Source organism: Alteromonas sp. KUL42, from assembly GCF_006538325.1.
In the GTDB taxonomy this organism is placed as follows: domain Bacteria; phylum Pseudomonadota; class Gammaproteobacteria; order Enterobacterales; family Alteromonadaceae; genus Alteromonas.
In genome coordinates this window covers 120125-135793 of record NZ_BJKK01000008.1, presented here as the reverse complement: position 1 = coordinate 135793, position 15669 = coordinate 120125, and the positions used below count along the sequence as shown (strand labels likewise).

The window sequence follows — 15669 nt, the reverse complement described above, 5'->3', positions numbered from 1 at the left end:
TATTACACGTGCTAAATTGGATCAAGTGGTTGCTTGCAGGGACTTTAATTCTATTACTGGCCATTGGTGCAGCACTGTATTTCACACTAACTCTTAGCCTTCCTACCTTAGACGGCAATAGCCACACGTTTCACGTAGAAAACAACACCTCGCTTCAGCGTGATGCGCTAGGCCAAGCCGTTATTCATGCCGACGATTTAGCCGATGCTGCCTATGCCCTTGGCTTTGCCCATGCCCAAGACCGCTTTTTTCAAATGGACTTACAACGGCGTTCAGCGTCGGGTGGATTGTCACAATGGGTTGGCAAACGAGCGTTAGAGCTAGACAAACGAGTAAGCTTTCACCAGTTCGAGCAACGAGCACTCGTGGTGTTTAACAACTTGCCTGAACGCCAAAAGGACCTGTTGGTACGCTATGCCCACGGTGTAAACGATGCGCTAGACGAATTTACCACACCGCCTTTTGAATACTTAGCAGCGGGTGTAGACATTCAGCAATGGCGTCCTACCGACAGTATTTTGGTTATTTACAGCATGTACCTTGATTTACAGGGTTCTCAGATAGACATCGACATGGCGCGACAAGCTCTGGTAGAAACCTTTGGCGAAGACATTTACCGTTTTATTACCCAGCCTAGCCATCACCAAGCGGCGTTAGATGGCAGTGAAATACCACCAAGCACGCAGCCCGTTCCGCCCTACCCTGAATATTTGAATGCTAAAGTTGATGGCGCGTTACAGCATTTGGCCAAATTAGCAAACTCAACATACAATGGCACAGAGCTGCCGGATATTGGCAGTAACAACTGGGCCGTAACCGGAAAATTAACCCAAACCGGTGCAGGCTTATTAGCTAACGACATGCACCTTGGCTTGCGCGTACCCATTATTTGGTACAGAGCACAATTAAACTATCAAGAAGCCGGTGAAGACATACAAGTTACCGGTGTGTCGCTACCCGGTTTGCCCGGCATAGTAGTAGGTACTAACAATCATATTGCGTGGGGCTTCACTAACGCCAATTTAGATAATGTAGATTGGGTAGAACTAGACGAAAATACCCCTACTCAAACCTATATACAAAAAATTGCCCTGCCCGACTCTGAGTACACGCACACCATAGAAGTAAGCAAGTTCGGCCCTGTTAAAGCCATAAACGGCAAGCGCTACGCCCTAAACTGGGTGGCGCATCATCCCTTTGCTGCCAACTTAAGCATTGTTAATTTTGGTGGTGCGAAACACGTAAAAGACGCCATTGCCATAGGTAAAACCATTGCCATACCTACTCAAAACATGGTGGTGGTAGATGCACAAGGTAGCGCAGCATGGTTACCCGCCGGTGCGGTAATGCAGCGCGACAAAGCGTCGTTTACCGCTATTTCTGAGCAAGACGTAGTGCCCGCTGAAAAAGCCAAGCGACTGCCTGTGGTTTCAAACCCCAGCTCAGAGAGAATTTGGACGGCCAATGCCCGCGTTATATCAGCCAGCGATATTCCCCGTTTAGGTGATGGCGGTTACGCATTAGGAGCACGAGGAAAGCAAATTCGCGACCGATTGTTCGAAAAAGACAGCTTCACCGAAAACGATTTTTATGCCATTCAGCTAGACAACCACGCCGCGTTTTTAACGCCATGGCACGATTTATTACTGGGCCTGTTAACGCTACAAAATGTAGAGTTTAAGCCCGACATTGCCTATTTAAATACATGGGGTGAATGCGCCTGCGCCGATTCGGTGGGCTACACCCTAGTGAAACACTTTAGACGTGAAGTAGTGCAAACCTTATTTGGTGGCATTTTAGGCACGCTTGATCAGCAAGGCATAAACAGCCGTACGCTTTTACGCGGTATAGAGCCCGCCGTCTGGCAGCTAATATACAGCCAACCTGAAAGTTGGTTGCCTGACAATACAGAAAGCTATGACGAACTATTGGTAGACGCCTACCGACGGGCCAAGCACAAGTTATTAGATAAATACTCACCGGTAGACGCCGACATGGACCTGCTTCGCTGGGGTAATGTAAACACATTAACCGTAGAGCACCCGTTTGCCGCAAACATTCCTGTGGTAGGCAAATACCTTAACATGGCAAAGGTAGATGGATTTGGCGACACCTACATGCCAGCGGTACAAGCGCCCACGTTTGGCGCGTCTGAACGCTTTTTTGTAAGCCCAGGACATTTAGACAACGCCATACTTACATTGCCTGGCGGCCAATCGGGCCACCCACTATCAAACTATTTTACGCAAGGGTTTAACGATTATGCCACCCATGCGGCCACCCCATTACTGCCGGGCGAAATAGAACATACTCGCCTTTTTTATAAAAAAGAAAACGAATGACACCAGCAATAACCTTACTTCTAAAAAAAACGCGTTCAACACAAGGTGCTTAAATACGAACACGATGCTAATGCGGCATCGTTCGGTTTAGAAGCGGTAGAAAAGCTTAACTTAAACGCCAGCAGTGTGTTTAAAACACTGGTTGTGAGTAACGAGCTGGGCAAACTTGCCGTAGCCATAGTGCCAGTAGACACAAAGCTAAGCGAAAAAAAGATGGCAAAAGCCCTAGGGGTGAAAAAAGTAGCGATGGCACAAGCCGATGCAGTAATGGCATCTACCGGTTATGTGCTAGGCGGTGTTAGCCCATTAGGTCAAAAGAAAAGCCTGCCCACTGTGTTAGATGCTACCGCCGAACCCCAAGCAGTTATTTATGTAAGTGCAGGCAAGCGCGGTTTAGAGGTAGAACTTTCACCTAAAGATTTAGTCCAGCTAACCCGTGGGAAGTTTGCGGGTATTGCGATTTAGAAGTTTGTGAAAAGCACCAAATTTACCTACAACCCGATTTGGTGTTTTTACCTTTTGTGAAAAAGGCACCAAACGATGATATTACTTGTTTTGACAATGGGTTATTGTGGGTTGATTAATGAATATTTAAAAACAAAAGCCCTGTTTTGGTTTGGCAATAATGACCAGTTTGGGGACGAGTAAACTGTTAAGCCTCATCAGTTGGAATTAGGAATAATGATAAAGTTAGAAAAAATTGCGATTAGTGGCTTTAAAGGTATTAGTGAGCGAGTAGAAATACCTGCAAAAGATTTCAATGTTATCGTTGGTAAAAATGATGCGGGCAAGTCAACTGTATTGAAAGCCTTAGATCTTTTTATAAATTCAAAGCAGTATCAAGCAGAATATTTAAATAACACAACAGAACAATTTTCTGTAATCGAACTTTACTTCTGCCCGAATCATACGCAAATTGTTATTGATGAAAATACTACCACGACTTTTGAAGCTGAAGGTTTAGTTAACAGTGATGGTTACTTACACCTCAAAAAAAGATGGGATGGAACCAAATCAGGTAAAATTTCTCCCGAATATTTTGTAGAAAGACTCTCATTTGGTGAGCTAGATTTCTTTTCACTTACGGAAGCTAAGCTCATAAAGCTATGCCGAGATAATGGGTTAGAAGCGGAACCAGGTTTAATGACAAACCCAGACACTGGTGAAGCCCACAATAATGCAGAGAAAAGAAATAGACTTCGAGAGTTCTTCATCGCTCGTGGAGATGAGTCTTCGTATATTTCAGAGAAGCTACCGACTTCAGGTACATCTCGCCTTAAAAAGACAGAGAGCGCTATTAAGTCATGCTTGCCTAGGTTTGAATACTTTGTAGCGGACGCCCCTTTGTCAGAAAGTGATTCAACTATACAGAAATACTTTAAAGATATGGCGTTTAAAGTCATTCAGGAACAGGTGGATACTGAAGAGCTTGAGGACAAGGTAAAAGGGCATTTACAAACAGTTCTGTCTGCTATTACAAGCAAAATCAATGCTGTAGTCCCTGAAAGTGAACAGGTTCATGCAAACGTTGAATTTGATTGGAGTAAGTTAATCACTACTACATTTGACAGCGATAACGGAAATGGTTCAGTGCCTCTTTCAGCAAGAGGGGACGGCTTCCGAAGAATTACAATGATGGCTTATTTTGAGTATCTCGCTGAGCAGAATTCTAGTGAAATTCAAAATATCATCTTTGGTTTTGAAGAACCTGAAACATTTCTTCACCCTTCTGCGCAAGAAAACCTATTCGAAAAGCTAAATGACATTTCGGTTTCAGGTTACCAAGTTTTCTTAACAACGCACTCTCCTGTAATTGTTTCGAAAACTCAAAAATCTGACTTGCATAGGGTATATAAAGAGGCAGGCTCATACACATGTGATTCGAGTGTAAATGACCACTCTGGTATTGCGAGCGATCTAGGAATAACAATCGACAACCAATTTATTTCTTTGTTCGACAACACAAAGTGCTTTCTTCTTGTCGAAGGCATAGACGATTGCGTTGCTTTCGATCATCTAGCCAATACATATAAAGACAATGGAATAGTTGAACAAAACTTTGCTGATCTAGGCGTCGTTACTATCCCTGTTGGTGGTTGTGGCAGCATCAAGCATTGGGTAACACTAGACTTGCTGCAAACTTTGAATAAGCCATTCTTCATTTTCTTAGACTCTGACAAAACTTCAGAAGATGAAGCATCTCCAAATGCTGAAAAATTGGCAGAGTATGGGTTTGTGGAAGGCGAGAACTTTACGGTATCTAAGAAGAGAGAAATAGAAAATTATATGTCTTCAGCTGGTATTGAACGCTTAGTTCCGGGCGCAAATCTCGTTTTTACCGACTGGTGTGACGTTAAGGCATTATCAAAATCTAATGGTTTAGCAGGTGCCTTAGGTGGTAAAAAAATAGCAAACAAGCTATTTTCATCTTTAACATTTGAAGAGCTGCGAGAAACTTTTTTCAACGGAGAGGTTGATGAGTTTGTAGAATTACACATGAAAGTATCTGCACTTGCAGACTGAGGCTTAACAAACGCTTCAAGAGGGATTCGTAAACATGTGCCGAACTCGCTTCGCTCAAACATGGCACACGTTCACTTTTAGTGGGTAAGACCATTGCCTAGAGGAAATTTTGACATGGATAAGCTTTTAGAGAAAATATTGGAAAGTAATCTATTACTGATGATCACACTCGGATTATTAGCATTAGTTGCTGCTATGATAGTTATACTTTTTATTCAATATCAAATTGATCGGGCAAAAGGAAAGCATGCAAAATTTCTTTGGTTTGAAGTAAATGCAACTCAGCCACCACCCAGTGAATCCATCCCCGCCCCTCAGCCAACTATTACAGGAAAGAATGTAAATACTGGTACTAATAATGGACAGATTGGAGATCAGTACACTGGGTTAAAGCAACGTGAATTCACTCAAAGTGACGCTGAATATTTGAAACAAGAAATTGAAAAATTTAGCGTTAAATACTCAGATAAAATAAACCGTTCACACATTACGATTGGGTTTCCGGGGTGTAAAGAAACAACGAATCTCGCTAACCAAGTTGCGGGAGTATTAAAACAGCTCGGTTATAATAATTTGCAAACAATGACACTTCAAACTTGGGGTGTAATAGGTAAAAAAATTGGAGTATCAAACGCTCCAGACAATACGATCATGGTAGAGATCTATCCCCCGGATAATGTGGAATAGACAACTAACAAACCAAGGCAGCGGGACACTAACACGTAGCCTCACGCCACTTTTTTCCGCAGTATAGCCTGCTGTTACAGCCCTTGCTTAGGGAGGTTGCCCTACATGGAGATAGAAAATTAGCGATCCAACTCTAATTAAAATATCGATATTATTGTTTTTTATATCCTGTTTTGTTCCATGGACAATATTCACATTCTATAAAAGCAAAAATAAAAACAAACCAACTCTTCTTTGGACTGCTTTCTTTTTACTATTCTGGGGAGCATTATTGTCGATCTTATTTAATCAACTTGATTCCGCTGCAGATAGCCTTGTTGCTGAAATACAATATAAAATTGAGTTGAGCAATGATGAATTAGAAATTCATGTACTTGAAGCAAATAGAGAGCAAATAGAATCTTTTGCTCAGATAATAGTATTCTTTAATATATTTTTTGTGTTTGTCGCTTTAAGTGTTGCCGCTAATTACATAACAATAGCTACAACTGAAAACACAGATAAAAAGATAGTTCATGATGTTTCAGAAGAGTTGAAAAAACAATTGTATAAAATTGAAGATAATCAAAAGTTAATCATTTTACTTTTGACTGTTTTAATTTGCATCGGGCTAGTGATCATTTTTACTAGTTAACTATGGGAGTTTGCGGTGAAATATATAGTTCTCTTATTAACCCTTATGTCCAGTATAGCTCTGGCTAACACCCAGATTTATGCGCTGCTTGAAGCAAATGGTGCTAAGGCATATTTTGCCCAATCTCAGGAAAAGATGGCGGCTATAACTATTGCACTAGATCCAAAGTTAGCTGCTCACGAGAAAACGGTTAAAGAGTGGGCCTCAACGTATTTTGCATGGAAACAAATTAGGGAGTCACTTGTTCCTATATATGAATCAAAGTTTACCGCTGACGAAATCGAAGAGCTTATCGGGTTTTACAGAACCGGAAGTGATCCCTCGTTCTACGAAACACAAACCGGAAAAAAACTGAAAAGCCTGCAACCTCTAATTAACCAAGAGTTCATTGCTGCGGGTCACAGATATATGATAACTGTATCGCCACATCTAGAAGAAATGATAAACACAAAAAAAGATTTATAAAAAACTAATGAAGCAAAACGAAAAACAATTGGCTTTTACTTCTACGTCCCGAAGTGTTGCCAACAACTCTTAACCCTTCAATGATGCCTTACTGCCTTGCTGCCTTACAGGAAACCAATGAACTTTAATTTTCAACAAGCAACAAAATGTGATCGAGATTACCTACTCGCTCTACGCAAGTTAACTATGGTTGAGCATTTAGAAAGGTCTGGTCAATTCTTGTCAGATAAAGAGCATGAATTTAGGCTTGATGATAAATACCACTGTTCGTACTTGGTGCATTTTAACAACACGCTAATTGGCACGCTCAAATACCAGTCAACTGAACTCGAAGTTGAGATAATGCAAGTTCAAATACACCCTGACCATCAAAACAAAGGCTATGGGCGAACCATCATTCAGCAGGTAATAAGCAGTGCGCAGTCAAAAGTAGTGTCACTCACAGTGTTAAAAGAAAACCCTGCATTACAACTGTATTTACGACTGGGATTTAAGATTGTTGGTGAAGATATGTATGAATATCATATGCAATTCAAGCCCGAATCCCCTTAGGGATTATTACCCTTGCCATTCAATAACAGGTATCATCTAATAGCATGTGTTCACCGCTGGCCTTTGTTACCTAAATGGAATTTAAATTTTGAAGAATTATGCAGTATTTGTAGCGATTACTTTTATGTTGGTTGGGTGTGTAAGTTTTCAGCCAACGCAACTCGATGTTCAACCGTCGACCAATGTTCTTCTAGAAGTTATCGACAAAAGGCCATTGGATCAAAAAGAAACAGAAATGCTCTCTTATCTAATTACCAGCTGTGACTATGGAATTCAACGGCTCGGAGATGAGTGGACAACACCAGATAAGGTTGAATTCTTAAAATCTCACATTGGCAGGCTATTTCCAAACGCCAAAAGCTTAGTTATCGACAACTTTGTTATTTATAACAACATGCAGTATCAACTTCGAGAGGGAAACATTTATAGAGGTCCTATCTGGTCGCTGGTAGAGTGCAATGAGAGTACTGACAAATTCACAATGTATACGCCTGAAGAAAACCCAGAACGTTTTAATATGCTTATTGGTACTTTTGAAGGAAGCATTGATGGCAACAAATACTCGATACGAGCCGCTGAGATACCAGTGTGTCCTGATGGGATGAAAACGTGTAACGGTTTGGTATCAAGAAATAATGCAATAACGAAAATTCTAAATAGCATTGTCGCTCAGATAGCTAAAGGGAGCTGACACCGCGCTGTTACTCTCCTTTCACAAACACTAAACGAGTGTTTCCTTCACACTCGTTTCATACAATGTAATGTTGAGAATGAACCGATATTTGTGCATTTTATTTATGACCGTTCTTTGTGGTTGCACTTCCACCAACTCCAATGAAGCAGAATTGAATTTTTCTTATCAGGATAATTACGACTACTTTGGCTACGTTACCTATTGGGTTAAGAACGCAGACATTCCCCCTACTGATAGTAATATAGCAGGTGCTAAAGAGGATTTTGAACTTTGCAAGAGCGAGATAAAAGCACACCTGATTGATACACAAATGCCAAGCCATGATATCCAATATGCATTTGTTGTGGCATGTATGCACAAAAAGGGTTGGCTACTATCTGTAGAGACTTATATGGTTACGCAATAAGTCACAACACTTAACAATCCAGTGAACGGAACAATTAATATAAAACGGAGAAACTATCAGTGAATACAGTAGCTAAGGTAATAGCCATATCTTCCATGCTCATCAGTTCGGGGATGGTAAGCGCCTCAGAAGAAGCGCTGCAATTAGGAACTTGTCTTACAGACTCATTGAACGGCAAAGAACGTAAGAATTTAGCCAAATGGATTTTTCTTGGCATGTCTTCGCACAGTTTAATAGAACCCTTTTCAAATGTATCAGAATCCGATTTTGATCATTCAAACAAATTTGTCGGCGAATTAGTTACACGCCTATTAATAGAAAACTGCCCTGAACAAGCTAAAGCAGCTGCAAAGGTGAATGGTGCAGCTGCATTCGAGCAAGCGTTCGAAATTGTAGGTCAGGTTGCAATGCAAGAATTAATGACAGAGCCTAGTGTTGGTCAATCACTTGGTGCGTTCGAGAAATACCTCGACCAAGAAAAAATCAATAACGTATTTAATTAATTACCAAATCAATTTAGCCAAAACTGAAAGCACATTGATCACACAAGGACGTTCTATGGAAATTACATACACAAACACAAAGGGCGATTTAATCGCATTCAACGAGCATCATCTGGCTAATAACCAAGATTATCAAAAGCGTAAGGTTATGAGCCTGTATGTATCGCCGCTTTTCTTGTTACTCGCCTTCTCCCTACTTGCATTCACATCTGAAGAAGACATCTATTACATTGGGGGCACAATCGGTGCTTTAGTATCATATCTGTGGTCATTTTTCGCGTACAAACGGTATGCGAAGAAGTGTGCCGAAGTAAACCAGAAAGAGGTTTTCTGCGAGCATAAGATCACCATTTCCGATTCCGGTATCAGTGAGTCAACTGAAAACAGCAGCAGCCAATGCACTTGGCAGGCGCTTGAGAAAATAGATGGCAATGAAAATTATATATTCATTTACAACACACCACTTACGGCGTTTGTTATTCCAAAACGAGAATTAGGGGAAGATACCTTTAATGCAGCTAAGGCGGCATTAAACGATTTCTTATTAACGAATAAGTCGCCCCCTTCTGATTAACTTAGAGTCGATGCTATGTTTGTTTATACTCTGCTCCAAATTAATATAGCATTGAACAAACTAATTGTAGCTTTGGGTGGTAATTACAAATGGTTCTGAGGAAGTTGTGATTGACCCAATACGGCAACAACTAAAATGAAGCCATCTTCTTTTGTAAAGTATGCTGTATGTTTGCCTACTGGAAAATAGAAGCCGCTTGGGTATACATCATCGCAACTGCGACCAACAGCCGGATTCTCAGCGAGCATTTGAAACCCATTGAGTAGCGTATCTTTGTAGCTCATCCACTGCGAAGCAGAGAAATTGTTAACAGTATAGTTTTTTATTTTAAGTAAATGAGTTTGTGCTAATTTACTTAGTTTATATCTACTCTTTTGCATAACGGGTTATAAGGCGTCTAAAAAGTCTTCTCCATCAACCGCATTACCTTGTGCCAAGTCTTGTTTAGCAGACTCAAAGCACTGTCTAAGGTAATCAGTTTTCATGGCCTCTAGCGCTTCATAATCCTTAATCGACATCACGACTACGGCGTCTTTGCTGTTTTTACTAATTTTTACAGGCTCTCGTTGGGCGCTTAGAAGCAACTCACCAAAATTACGTTTGGCATCATTTGCTGTTAAGGTTTGCATGATCAATCTCCAAATTTGGAATAGCAGTTAGAGTATAGCTGTTCACACAAAATGGTCAATTTGATTAAATCGTGCGATTTATACAAAACGCAGCTAATTGGGCACAATTGGCATTTCATTCTTACTAAAAATCAACCACATAAAGCACTTAATACATACCCACCTGTACAAAAATCATGTTATGTTTGCTTGTGTTACCTTCTAAATAAATTGGTCTTCAACGAATTAGCTATGGTTTCTGCCGAACTTTTATAGATAAAGAGTTAATTGATAAAAGACTAGAGGTAAACACTAAAACAAGGATTATTGTGACTGCCTTCACAATATACATTTCAGAACGTATGGAAATCAAAATGAAAAAAATACTAATTTTATTATGTCTTACTATCCCATTAAGCGCTAATGCAGGATGGTTTAGTTTTTTGGGTGACGTTGCAAGTATTTCTTCTGCTATGGACTCAGGACAAAAGAATGTTAGCCAAAGCGATATTAGGAAAGTAAACAGTTATTTGTGGGGTTACGTTGAGCGAAAGCAAAAGCTAGAAGGTTATGAATTTCTAGCTGAAACTTTGGAGTTATCGAATGAGATTGCTCACTTAGACACAGCTGCTCAAGCTCATTTTATAAATGGAAACAAGAAGAAAGCACTTGAACTGTATGAAACAAGAATACTTCCAACGGGAAGAGCGATTGATGTTGTATACGAACGCTATTATCGTGAAATGAAAGGGCTAAGTGCTAATCAAAAAATTCCTTATGAAGAATTGTATCGCGATAAAAAAGCAAAGGAAGAAGCGCTTGAGGAACGAGTAAATGCAGAATTAACACTGCCCTCTTCTGATTACGCTATTTGGGGAATATTAGTATTACTCTTCGTCAATATACTGTTGAATTTGGTGCGCAAGAGAAGTTAATGAAACCTCGCAAAACTTTTGCTTCTGCGCTAAAAATTTTCAATACTACCCTCTTTAGGTAATGTGACGTCAAAAATGGAATCTCGACTGCCGCTGTACAAAAAATTATTGGTGCTGTATCGCATAGAGCCAGGCTGCCTTGGGCCACAAGGTATGGACTATGTGGAAGATTTTTGTGTTTTTGCAAAGCAAAAGCTTAAAGACAAACACGGCCATTGTTTGCGCTGGACGTTTAAACCGCGTTACGACAAGTCACTGCCCGAAGTTGAATTTCAGATAAAAAATACCGTGGTATCTCGCGACAATGCCGCTAAATACATGGACAGTTTCAATATAGATTTTGCAGAGTTTGAAGAAGAACTAGACGAAGCTATTGCCGATTTGGTAGACGCGTTTTTCGAACGTTAAAAGTATGCACTGTACTGGGTATTCTTAAAGCCTTGCCACTTTTAGCAAGGCTTTTTTAGAAACGCTATTGCCTTATATCACTTAGTTAAGTGATGTTAGCGTGGCGTAACCTTCAGAGTCGAGTTCGTCGTTAACACACTGCAACAAGAACTCGTTTAACGCCATACCTTTTGTGCCTTCATCTTCGGCAACTTCTGTACAAAATTGTGTTAATTCAGCAATTAGGTCCGCAGGGGCCGCTTCTTGTGCAGTTGCCATTACAGAAAATGTTAACGCGCTTATACCAACCAACTTTAAACCCTTCATAATTACCTCGTAATATCGTTATGTGTAAACATTTTACGGGTTGGATATTGCGCCTGCTTTGCCTTTTTAAAAAGCTAATTTTTTTGTTCTAAAAGATAAAATCTTTTCATCAATGCTTAACAATGTATGAGCCTGATTATCGCAAGTGCGCGCTCTGCTCTAGGCCATTATTAGTTGCTTAAAGGTATTGAATAAACTATTTAATAGACTATTGAATAAGCTAGGGCCCAGCGGCAATTATTTCCTTCATTTCATCAATGGTTTTACGCTTATGGGTATCTACATAAGTTTGTAGAAATTCGAATGTCGCCTTGGGGTTTTCACCTTGCATAATCTTCATAGCGGCGTCTTTAACTAGGGTTTGATGAAGTAAAATCTCGTTGCTGCGGGCACTTAGTTTCTTTGCCAACGGTGTAGTTATACCATTGGCAATTAATGCACCATAAAGCGTGGTAAGTAAAGCCACAGCCATGCTTGGGCCTATGGCATCTGGGTTATCCATGTTCTGCAACATGGCCACTAGCCCAATAAGTGTACCCACCATGCCCATTGCCGGGGCAAACTCTGAAAACGTGGTCATTACTTTCACCGCCGTTTGGTTTCGTTCGCGGGTTTGGTAAATTTCTTTATTAAGCAGTGCAGAAACAGTTTCTATGTCGTAACCGTCTACCAGCATATCCATTGCTTTGGCAACGAATGGGTCGTCGTATTGCTCGCCTTCTAGCGCTAAAAAGCCGCCTTTTCTAGACTTGTCTGCCAATCGAATACACAGGTTGATAGTATCTTCAACATTATGGGTATTGCCTTTAAAGGCATGCACGGTACTAAGTAGCGCGTTAAAAAAATCGCTGGGCCGAAAGCTCATCATTACCGCACCAATAGTGCCAATAACCACAATGGCAATGGAAGACGGGTTTATGTAGGTAACAATGCCTTCTCCGCCAGTAATAATACCGCCAATGATGGCAAAGATAATAAGAAGTACACCAATAACCGACCCTTTATCCACGGTTAGCTCCTTGTTTAATTAGCGATAGTGTTTTCACTTTAGCCCTACCCTGACGAACAATAATTTCCACTCGGCGGTTGCGTGCTCTGTTTTCTTCACTGCTGTTTTCTACCAAGGGCTCAGCATCGGCAAGCCCTTTAACGTGTATGTATTGCAGCTTGCCAGCTGTTTTAAGCACTCGAGCAATTGCCACTGCCCGCATAGCAGACAGCTCTAGGTTGTCAGAGAACATTTCGTTCTTTAGCACCTGATCATCGGTGTGCCCTACTACTTCTATAGTGCCTGGAATATCAGCAAGGCGTTCACCTACCCGTTGAAGCGGGCGTCGAAAAGTTGGCTGTAAGTACGCACTGCCCGATGCGAACCCACCCCGCTCGTTTATGCGAATGATTAACTGCTGGCCTTGGTTGTCTAATTCAAACGTACCTGACGCCAGTTGCTCAGCCAAGCTTTGCTCAAGCTGGGCTTGTAATTCCACAAAGGCAGGATTGTGTTCGTCTTTTTTCCTGCCGGTGTTGTCGTTTAGTCGGTCGAGCGTAGGGTTTTCTGTACTTAAGTGGCGCGCTTCTTCTGTGCTGCTTTGTTGTTGTACTTCGTTTATGGGTGTGGGCTCAGTAATGGCTGGGCTAAATTCCTGTGCAATAATGCTGGTGCCTTTGGGAATATCCGCAGCTTCAACATCACGCTGTACGCCGAATGCGGTTTTCATCGAACCGGCAATTTGCTTAAACTTGATCACGTCCATTTCTGAAAACGACAGCAACAATACAAAAAAGCACATAAGCAGCGACATTAAGTCGGCAAACGTGGCTAACCAACCTTGTTGATCTTCTGACTTTTCTGTTTCTGCAACCAGTTCATTGCTGTCCATCAAGTTGTTCATATAAAGCTATTCATTAAAAGCTATTCATTAAAAGCTATTCACAGAAAAATCGCTCGTCATCAGTCACTTGACTCTCTTCTACTTTATGCCTTTCGTTCATTTCCTGTTTAGCTTGGCGATGTAACCAGTACGCCATCATTGGCAACATGTAGAAAATGGTAAACAGCGAAAACGCGATGATTGGGCCTATTTGCTTAGGTACAGGTTGTGCGGTTTGTAGGTACACAAGGCTTATAATATAAGGCGCTACCATTAAAACTAGCGCCAGTGCGCAGCATAGTGATAATGGCGTAGTCGTTTTACTGCGTATCCAATTTACAGCAGCCATTGCCGCGCATGCCCATAAAGCAGACTTAGGGTTAATAAACATATCGACATCGCTAACTTGGCTTAGTGCATATGGCAGGTCTTGCCAATACTCAGTAACAAACAAAATGCGATGCATTTCGCCCGCTAATACCATTTCCCACAATTGGGTCGTAGTGGTATCCATATTAGACAACCACGCCACAAGGCCAACTAAAAGTGGCAGAACAAGCAAGGTAGCAAGCATTACTATGCGGCTAATACCAACAGATGTTGTGCATTGTCGCCATAAACCAGTACATAAGGTTCGCGTGTATTGCGAAGCTATCCACAACCTTGCCGCAAAAGCAGAGGTTTGCTTACGCTTATCAAACTCTTCTAGCATATCGCCAAGTATGTTGTCGCCTGCCCACAGTCCATATACCTTGATGAGCAATACACAGAGGAAACGTGTAACAAGTGGAGGCTTATTTGAAGGCATATTTAAAGGCTTACTCATTGAATGTGGTTCTATTATGTCGCTATATTATGTCGCTATGTTGTCTGGCTAAATTGACTGCACGGGCTTCAACAAGGCTACGTGCTGCCAAAGGGTATTCATGGCGTCGCGGGCACGTTTAAGTGCAGTTTGTCCCTTTGCTGTTACCACAAAAAATCGCTTAGGTCGGCCACCGCGTTGAGCCGTCGACTCACCCAATGTAGACGTTACCAAACCCTTGTTTTCCATTCGTTCCATGGTTGCATACAAAGCGCCTAAAGACACATCACGGCCAATTTTTTCATGTAACAATTGACGAATACTTGCGCCATAAGCGCCCTCCCCTAGCTGTAAAATAGCCAGCAGTGTCATTTGCTCAAATTCACCTAGAAATTTTTCGTTGTCAGCCATTTGCCAAAGTACGTCAATTTAATTTTCATACAATGTAGTATTAATAGTTATGACAAGCAACTATTTTTACTACTTTGTAGTAATTACCAATAAAAAGTACTAACACTAACCCCCGTGCACGATTGGTATTAAAACCCGTTAATTTAGTTTAGAAACAATGTCGTTTAAGTGATAAATTTAAAAGTTTTAAGCACACAGTAACCTACTAAACGTTAATCGTAGTATTGGCGGTTTACAACTATTGGAACTACGACGGTGCTGATATAGGTGCATCAAACGCCCACTCAAGGAAGTAATAATGTATATAAAACGTATTGTTGCTATTTGTTTATTTTGCGTATTCTCTGCACAAGCTCAGGTATCAATTACCGCGGTAAACGGAAGTAAAGACGAAATAAAAATCAAATCAGATTTAGAGTCGCTGCATGTCAAATATAACCTTGCACCGTGGGTCTACACTGAAAAAATTTACGTTGATGACGGTGCAAAAACGCCTCATAGTCACCCAGTTCTAACCATGAGCACCCAACAAGAATATTTAAATAGTAAGGTTAAATTGCTCTCTAGTTATCTTCATGAGCAATTTCACTGGCATGTAATTATTAACGGCAAACCAACTAAGAAAGCATTTCGCGCCAGAATAAAAACTTTTTTTCCAAACGTGAAAACAGGCTACCCATATGGCAGTAAAGGTGAAGGAAGTACCTTAACGCATATTGTCGTATGTTATTTAGAGTACGTCGCACTAACAAAACTTATTGGTGAGGAAGAAGCCCGTGAAAACCTTTCTACCAACGGCTACTACACATGGGTTTATGAAACAGTATTAAACCCAAAAAACAAACAAATACTCGATAATCTACTAGTCGAGTTTGGTTTGGCATTAAGTGAAAATGACTAACTCGCATATGAATAAGACGTGGTAAAAGCAAAAATCCCGCTGAA

Annotated in this window: 20 protein-coding genes and 1 pseudogene; 14 read left to right on the top strand and 7 right to left on the bottom strand. The window is 41.0% G+C overall.

The genetic code is table 11. The annotated features are described in order from the left end of the window. Positions 1-8: 8 nt before the first annotated feature. The 11 genes and pseudogenes from EYR97_RS12720 to EYR97_RS12670 all read left to right on the top strand — a co-directional run bounded on the left by EYR97_RS12720 (position 9) and on the right by EYR97_RS12670 (position 9380). The gene (locus EYR97_RS12720; RefSeq protein ID WP_131094172.1) at positions 9-2342 is read left to right on the top strand and encodes a penicillin acylase family protein; all 2334 of its coding nucleotides are present in this window, start codon (positions 9-11) and stop codon (positions 2340-2342) included. Continuing rightward, positions 2339-2807: pseudogene (gene ybaK / locus EYR97_RS12715) on the top strand (Cys-tRNA(Pro) deacylase). The gene EYR97_RS12720 and the pseudogene ybaK overlap by 4 nt, the downstream one beginning before the upstream one ends. A gap of 216 nt (positions 2808-3023) precedes the next feature. After that, positions 3024-4865, top strand: coding sequence for an ATP-dependent endonuclease (locus tag EYR97_RS12710; RefSeq protein ID WP_131094171.1), 1842 nt, complete (start codon positions 3024-3026; stop codon positions 4863-4865). A 114-nt stretch (positions 4866-4979) separates the two neighbouring features. Further along, entirely contained in the window at positions 4980-5552 is a 573-nt protein-coding gene (locus tag EYR97_RS12705) for a hypothetical protein (RefSeq protein WP_131094170.1), read from the top strand. 271 nt (positions 5553-5823) lie between these two features. Next, positions 5824-6186, top strand: coding sequence for a hypothetical protein (locus EYR97_RS12700; RefSeq protein ID WP_131094169.1), 363 nt, complete (start codon positions 5824-5826; stop codon positions 6184-6186). Positions 6187-6201: 15 nt separating this feature from the next. Continuing rightward, entirely contained in the window at positions 6202-6651 is a 450-nt protein-coding gene (locus tag EYR97_RS12695; RefSeq protein WP_131094168.1) for a DUF2059 domain-containing protein, read from the top strand. Between the two features lie 117 nt (positions 6652-6768). Further along, positions 6769-7203 carry an N-acetyltransferase gene (locus tag EYR97_RS12690; protein ID WP_131094167.1) on the top strand — a complete coding sequence of 145 codons (435 nt, stop codon included), beginning with the start codon at positions 6769-6771 and terminating at the stop codon, positions 7201-7203. Positions 7204-7291: 88 nt separating this feature from the next. Next, positions 7292-7894 carry a hypothetical protein gene (locus EYR97_RS12685; RefSeq protein ID WP_131094166.1) on the top strand — a complete coding sequence of 201 codons (603 nt, stop codon included), beginning with the start codon at positions 7292-7294 and terminating at the stop codon, positions 7892-7894. A gap of 154 nt (positions 7895-8048) precedes the next feature. Continuing rightward, a complete protein-coding gene (locus tag EYR97_RS12680) occupies positions 8049-8303 on the top strand; it encodes a hypothetical protein (protein WP_131094165.1) in 255 nt (84 codons plus the stop codon). A gap of 59 nt (positions 8304-8362) precedes the next feature. Then, complete coding sequence (locus tag EYR97_RS12675) at positions 8363-8806, top strand: hypothetical protein (protein ID WP_242635012.1); 444 nt, start codon at positions 8363-8365, stop codon at positions 8804-8806. 55 nt (positions 8807-8861) lie between these two features. After that, complete coding sequence (locus tag EYR97_RS12670; protein ID WP_131094164.1) at positions 8862-9380, top strand: YcxB family protein; 519 nt, start codon at positions 8862-8864, stop codon at positions 9378-9380. A gap of 83 nt (positions 9381-9463) precedes the next feature. Here the strand turns inward: EYR97_RS12670 and EYR97_RS12665 are convergent, their stop codons facing one another. Continuing rightward, positions 9464-9760: a type II toxin-antitoxin system RelE/ParE family toxin gene (locus tag EYR97_RS12665; RefSeq protein WP_131094163.1), complete on the bottom strand. Its 297-nt coding sequence runs from the start codon at positions 9758-9760 to the stop codon at positions 9464-9466. Between the two features lie 6 nt (positions 9761-9766). Then, on the bottom strand, positions 9767-10009 hold the full coding sequence (locus EYR97_RS12660) for a type II toxin-antitoxin system Phd/YefM family antitoxin (protein WP_131094162.1): 243 nt from the start codon (positions 10007-10009) through the stop codon (positions 9767-9769). 353 nt (positions 10010-10362) lie between these two features. Here EYR97_RS12660 and EYR97_RS12655 point away from each other — a divergent pair, with 353 nt between their 5' ends. Beyond that, positions 10363-10923 carry a hypothetical protein gene (locus EYR97_RS12655; protein ID WP_131094161.1) on the top strand — a complete coding sequence of 187 codons (561 nt, stop codon included), beginning with the start codon at positions 10363-10365 and terminating at the stop codon, positions 10921-10923. Between the two features lie 75 nt (positions 10924-10998). After that, entirely contained in the window at positions 10999-11331 is a 333-nt protein-coding gene (locus EYR97_RS12650; protein WP_131094160.1) for a hypothetical protein, read from the top strand. 81 nt (positions 11332-11412) lie between these two features. On the opposite strand, the gene EYR97_RS12645 is transcribed toward EYR97_RS12650, so the two are convergent. The 5 genes from EYR97_RS12645 to EYR97_RS12625 form a co-directional block, all read right to left on the bottom strand. Then, a complete protein-coding gene (locus EYR97_RS12645) occupies positions 11413-11637 on the bottom strand; it encodes a hypothetical protein (RefSeq protein WP_131094159.1) in 225 nt (74 codons plus the stop codon). Between the two features lie 220 nt (positions 11638-11857). After that, positions 11858-12646, bottom strand: coding sequence for a motility protein A (locus EYR97_RS12640; protein WP_131094158.1), 789 nt, complete (start codon positions 12644-12646; stop codon positions 11858-11860). Then, on the bottom strand, positions 12639-13529 hold the full coding sequence (locus tag EYR97_RS12635) for a MotB family protein (protein ID WP_242635011.1): 891 nt from the start codon (positions 13527-13529) through the stop codon (positions 12639-12641). The genes EYR97_RS12640 and EYR97_RS12635 overlap by 8 nt, the downstream gene beginning before the upstream one ends. Before the next feature lie 34 nt (positions 13530-13563). Beyond that, complete coding sequence (locus tag EYR97_RS12630) at positions 13564-14334, bottom strand: hypothetical protein (protein ID WP_131094157.1); 771 nt, start codon at positions 14332-14334, stop codon at positions 13564-13566. A gap of 48 nt (positions 14335-14382) precedes the next feature. Next, entirely contained in the window at positions 14383-14724 is a 342-nt protein-coding gene (locus EYR97_RS12625) for a PadR family transcriptional regulator (RefSeq protein WP_131094156.1), read from the bottom strand. 298 nt (positions 14725-15022) lie between these two features. On the opposite strand from EYR97_RS12625, the gene EYR97_RS12620 reads away from it, so the two are divergent. Beyond that, positions 15023-15625 (top strand): hypothetical protein, encoded by a 603-nt coding sequence (locus tag EYR97_RS12620; RefSeq protein WP_131094155.1) that lies wholly within the window; start codon positions 15023-15025, stop codon positions 15623-15625. Positions 15626-15669 lie beyond the last annotated feature (44 nt).

What these genes read in the sequence shown, in the direction of transcription:
- EYR97_RS12690 (WP_131094167.1), top strand. Translation starts at nt 6,769, where the DNA reads ATGAACTTTAATTTTCAACAAGCAACAAAATGTGATCGAGATTACCTA.
- EYR97_RS12650 (WP_131094160.1), top strand. Translation starts at nt 10,999, where the DNA reads ATGGAATCTCGACTGCCGCTGTACAAAAAATTATTGGTGCTGTATCGC.
- EYR97_RS12635 (WP_242635011.1), bottom strand. Translation starts at nt 13,529, where the DNA reads ATGAACAACTTGATGGACAGCAATGAACTGGTTGCAGAAACAGAAAAG.
- EYR97_RS12655 (WP_131094161.1), top strand. Translation starts at nt 10,363, where the DNA reads ATGAAAAAAATACTAATTTTATTATGTCTTACTATCCCATTAAGCGCT.
- EYR97_RS12670 (WP_131094164.1), top strand. Translation starts at nt 8,862, where the DNA reads ATGGAAATTACATACACAAACACAAAGGGCGATTTAATCGCATTCAAC.
- EYR97_RS12620 (WP_131094155.1), top strand. Translation starts at nt 15,023, where the DNA reads ATGTATATAAAACGTATTGTTGCTATTTGTTTATTTTGCGTATTCTCT.
- EYR97_RS12625 (WP_131094156.1), bottom strand. Translation starts at nt 14,724, where the DNA reads ATGGCTGACAACGAAAAATTTCTAGGTGAATTTGAGCAAATGACACTG.
- EYR97_RS12665 (WP_131094163.1), bottom strand. Translation starts at nt 9,760, where the DNA reads ATGCAAAAGAGTAGATATAAACTAAGTAAATTAGCACAAACTCATTTA.
- EYR97_RS12645 (WP_131094159.1), bottom strand. Translation starts at nt 11,637, where the DNA reads ATGAAGGGTTTAAAGTTGGTTGGTATAAGCGCGTTAACATTTTCTGTA.
- EYR97_RS12705 (WP_131094170.1), top strand. Translation starts at nt 4,980, where the DNA reads ATGGATAAGCTTTTAGAGAAAATATTGGAAAGTAATCTATTACTGATG.
- EYR97_RS12710 (WP_131094171.1), top strand. Translation starts at nt 3,024, where the DNA reads ATGATAAAGTTAGAAAAAATTGCGATTAGTGGCTTTAAAGGTATTAGT.
- EYR97_RS12660 (WP_131094162.1), bottom strand. Translation starts at nt 10,009, where the DNA reads ATGCAAACCTTAACAGCAAATGATGCCAAACGTAATTTTGGTGAGTTG.
- EYR97_RS12630 (WP_131094157.1), bottom strand. Translation starts at nt 14,334, where the DNA reads ATGAGTAAGCCTTTAAATATGCCTTCAAATAAGCCTCCACTTGTTACA.